A 3,768-nucleotide genomic window follows, 5' to 3' on the forward strand; every position below is an offset into this window, starting at 1 on the left:
CTAACAAGATTTTCTGTGATTTTAACTTTTTATAAGATTTATTCCCATAGATTAGGATTAAACTTGATGGATTAAGTAAAAATGAGCGAAAATTCTTCTAATAATGAAAATATCATTGATGTTTTGCAAAATCCTAGCGAATTTGGCCCGAATATCAGATTCAATAATGGTGAAGTAGTCAATGGAGTTGAGCAATATCAGAAAGGAATTCCCAATCTTCCAGGTGATTTTAATGAAGACTGGGACGTTACTCAATGGTGCTCTGGATCTTATTTTGATCCGACAAATCCCATATTAAACAGTGCAGAATTCCAAGATGACGTGTTGGGAACACCAATTGCGACCTGGCAACAGGGTAGCGCTAACGACAGTTATGGCAATTCCAGTTTGTCCATTTATAATTCTTCTGAAGCTTCAGACTCGAGTACAGAAGGGAAAAATCTTTCCGGATATACTTATGCGATACAAGTACAGGGAGGAACCCTTAATGACGTAAATATACAAAGCTACAAAAATCTCGGGCTAAGTGTTACATTCAATCACCAGATTAATTTTACTGCCAACGAGAGAATTACTAACGTAACTGGAAATACAGGGATTGTATCATTTGGTAATAATTTTACCGTAAATTTTAATACAGTCAAAAATATTTCTGGAGTCCCTCAATTAGGGATATTTATGCAATCTGTTGTTTATGATTCGCGTGGCGTCGAAACAGTCGAAGCCGGCTACTCATCATTAAATGGGGCCAATTCCGGAGGGAAAGTTTATAACGCAGGAGATTTATCATTACTATCATCATCATTTTCATTGAGTAATATGCAATATAACTACAATAGTGAGGTAGATGCATTCTCAGGAGAAACATCTGATTTTTATAAAGTATCAATAAATCTTAATGCTGAGCTTGATAAAATAATTTATATGCTTTCTAAGCAAGATCCAAAAAATGCTTCTTATTATCAAGATCTCTCGAATTGGGTTCTTACCGGTTCATATGTAGGAGGAGAATCTGGTAACCTAGGTTCTGTCCAGCCGTCCAATTCTAGTGCGACTATGGACGTCAATAATATATCGATTACGCAAGATCTTTCTTCCAACATAAAATATTCAGAAAATAGCCAAAAGATACAATCCATTTCTGGATTGGATATGGAAGACAATCAAGTATCAACTACAACTCCATCTGATGGAGAAACAAATATTGTCTTGAATGCTGGGACTAAAAATTCATCCAACAAACAACAAACAGTTACAAGTCTCGGTTCTGATAGTATAACAATTGGATCTGGAACTATAGCTACTATTCATGCAAATGGCCCAGAAACAACAATTGTTGGCCAAGGCGGGTCTGCTACGATCGATGGAGATTCGAATCTAAATGTTTCAGGAACTTTTTCGAGCCTGACTTCTCAAAACAACAATTCAGGAAGTATATACAGTATTAATTCATCATCAGATGGTTATTACTCAATAAACTTAGGCACTGTAAATATTGATATAAATTCTCCGATAAATACAAGAATATCTACAGGATCAAATGCAGAATACAATATTTTATCAAAATCTGATGGCAAGTCAATTATTTTTACTGGGAACAATAATGATACTATTTGGAATTCAGGGGGTGGTTATCAAGTAATAGTTTCAAGTAATATTGTTAGTACTGGAATTCTTACAGTAAATGGTGGGGGGGATCAAGAAATCTGGACGGGATCCCAAGACACTATCTTCAATGCATCGGATGCGCCGGCTTTCGGGGGGGACGTGTTTGCTCAGAACAAAGGTGACATCCAATCTGCATACGTTGATGTTCAGGGTGGAACGGCTAATGTCAATCTCAATACAGAGATGGTCACTGTCTGGTCAAATGCCGGTATGACAAACGTTAATGGTAGTACCTCACTTTCGGCCAACGACGTTCTAGTGTCCCAAGGCGGAAATATGAATATCACGGGAGGCGCTGGAATTCAGACATTCGTTGGCCTTCAGGTTGGAGCTGATCCTACAAGTGCAGCCAACGTAAATATCACCGCAGGATCGGGTAGCCAAACTATTTTCAATTGTGGCATAAACTTGACCATAAATGGTGGATCCGAAAGCACAGGAAGTCAGTTAATTATTTCTTCTTCTTCTGAAGAAAGTATTGAATACATTAATGGAGGTTCTGGGTATCAAGAAATTTGGTCAAGTATTCCAAATACTGTTATTAATGCTTCAGCCTCAACGGCCAGTGGCTCTATCAAGGATATCATTCAAGATGGAAATACCATTTTCAACTCTGGTCTTGAAGATGCACAAATCTTCGTTTTTGGTGGATCACTCGATGCTAACCTTGGAGCCTATAGCGGGGGCGTTGCGAAAGGAAATGTAGATATTCAGGGTAATGTTACGGGATTTTCGAGTATAACTTTGAATGATTTTACTTCAATTAATGATAAAATTATCCTAACAGGTCTATCTGATCAAAATGGATATACAATAACAGAAAAAAATGGATCAAGTATTTTGACATTCGATAATTCTAACTCCACTGTTGTAATTAATGGCGTACTAGACATAGGTGTAAATAATATAGGAAATAATGCCATTCAAATCTATACCTCATCACAATAAATAAAAATAATTTCAATGTTACATCCTCTGATTATATATCGCTATAAGCAAGCCATCCGAGGAAAACTTCTACCGAAGAAGAAGTATGCTGCCATACATAATGCAGCTAAGGCCAATCTTCCCGAAGCTTGCCGTTACCTTGGAGCTGGTTATCTAACTGGCTCTTTTGGCGGAGGCATATTTTCTATCGAGTCAGCTCACTATTGGTTAAAAAAAGCGACAGATTTGGGAGATGTTCCGGCATGGTACTGGCGGGCTCGTTTAGCCTTGATCACCCAAAATATTGAATCTGAATCTCTAAACTTTGTTCCAGGATTGCCCAAAATTTCTATTGGAGATATTCCAGCTGGACTTGATGCGGCCATCAAGTTTTGTAAGTATGGACAGGATCTAGGAGATGATGCTGCTAAACATCTCCGTCTTCGCCTACTTTATATGCGAGCGGGCGAAAATACGGATTATGCTATTACTATACTACATGAGGCAGCCAATAATAATCAATCATGGGCGATGATAGAGCTGGCGGAACGTTGTCTTCAAGATGATGAGAGAGCTGCGTATTCAAAAGGGAGAGCAAGAAACTCTACTATGTACTGGCTATCTAGGGCAGCCCCCCAGACAGAAAACCAAAATGGGAAATACCATCTTTTGATGGCGAAAGCTATGGAACAAGGTATCTTTCCTAAGAGTTCCACAAATTTTAGGCAACACTTGAAATGTGCAGCCGAGGCCCAGATACCTGAAGCTTGGTTCCGCTACGGCGTCTTCCTTTTAAAAGCTGATCGAGACGGTCTAAACGCTGAGGCTTGGTTACGCAAGGCAGCAGATGCTGGCTATTCGGATGCTGCAGCCACTCTTGGAGATTGGATCACGATGGGATGCCCGGATATTTCGGATGAGATAGGCATTAGCTGGTATATGAAGGCTATTACGATGGGGCATGTTGGCACTATGCTTCATATCTCACGTATGATAATGATTGGAAAATATTCTAAAATAGAAATTCATGAAGCAAAAGCGTGGCTAAGAGAAATAATAAATAGTGGAAAATATGAACCTTATGTAGAAGAGGCAAAATTAATTATGCTTACAATGGAAAATAAAAACTTATCTAGGTCGCGTTGACAAAAGATTCAATCCAAAGCCTCGCGT

General features: G+C 38.7%; 2 protein-coding genes. Both read left to right on the plus strand.

Annotated elements, in window-relative coordinates:
- The first annotated feature begins 81 nt into the window (after positions 1–81).
- Positions 82–2,616 (plus strand): beta strand repeat-containing protein, encoded by a 2,535-nt coding sequence (locus GOX01_RS12285; RefSeq protein ID WP_131973955.1) that lies wholly within the window; start codon positions 82–84, stop codon positions 2,614–2,616.
- Between the two features lie 15 nt (positions 2,617–2,631).
- Entirely contained in the window at positions 2,632–3,741 is a 1,110-nt protein-coding gene (locus tag GOX01_RS12290) for a tetratricopeptide repeat protein (protein WP_131973956.1), read from the plus strand.
- Positions 3,742–3,768: the final 27 nt, after the last annotated feature.

It is taken from the genome of Gluconobacter oxydans, assembly GCF_006539685.1.
GTDB classification, from domain to species: domain Bacteria; phylum Pseudomonadota; class Alphaproteobacteria; order Acetobacterales; family Acetobacteraceae; genus Gluconobacter; species Gluconobacter oxydans.

Coding starts and splice junctions, on each gene's coding strand:
- GOX01_RS12290 (WP_131973956.1), top strand. CDS start 2,632: ATGTTACATCCTCTGATTATATATCGCTATAAGCAAGCCATCCGAGGA.
- GOX01_RS12285 (WP_131973955.1), top strand. CDS start 82: ATGAGCGAAAATTCTTCTAATAATGAAAATATCATTGATGTTTTGCAA.